At 27.3% G+C, this 730-nt stretch carries 1 protein-coding gene; it reads left to right on the plus strand.

Annotation, left to right across the window (positions count from 1 at the left end):
• Positions 1-246: 246 nt before the first annotated feature.
• Positions 247-730: chorismate synthase (locus tag GQX97_RS13135; protein WP_157152285.1), on the plus strand; the 484-nt coding region annotated here is incomplete at its 3' end.

Below are 730 nucleotides of genomic sequence, written 5' to 3' on the forward strand. Positions count from 1 at the left end.
AATTGCCCCATTCTGCCTACACCTATAAGAGAAATATTTACTTTATCCATTATCATAATATCCTTTTTTAATTACTAAAATTTTATAACTATAAAGATTATAATTATAATACAGCAAAATTCAATAACAAATTAATATTTTATTTAATAATAATTTATTGTATAGTCATCAAATATTTTTATATAGAAAGTTTATAAAAAATAATATATACTAATAAAAAAATTAATTTTAGGAAATATAAAAATAATGGGAAGCGTATTTGGTAATAATTTAAAATTAAGCATATTTGGTGAATCTCACGGAGAGGCTATAGGCTGTGTATTAGACGGATTTCCTTATGGAATAAATATAGATAATAACTTTATAGAAAGCGAAATGGATAGAAGAAGAGCCAAAAACAATAAACTCTCTACAACAAGACAAGAAAGCGATAAAGTTGAAATATTATCAGGCGTTTTGGATAATATAAGCACAGGTATGCCAATAGCTTCTATTATAAAAAACGAAAACAAAAGAAGCGGAGATTATTCTAATTTAAAAGTATTGCCTAGACCATCGCATAGTGATTATACCGCTATGCTTAGATATGAAGGTTTTAATGATATAAGAGGAGGCGGGCATTTTTCTGGAAGGCTTACGGCTCCTTTAGTATTTGCCGGTGCTTTGGCTAAATTAGCCCTTAAAGAAAAGTTTGATATCAATATAGCAGGACATATAAAACAAATATACA

Origin of the sequence: Brachyspira sp. SAP_772, assembly GCF_009755885.1 — a bacterium.
In the GTDB taxonomy this organism is placed as follows: domain Bacteria; phylum Spirochaetota; class Brachyspiria; order Brachyspirales; family Brachyspiraceae; genus Brachyspira.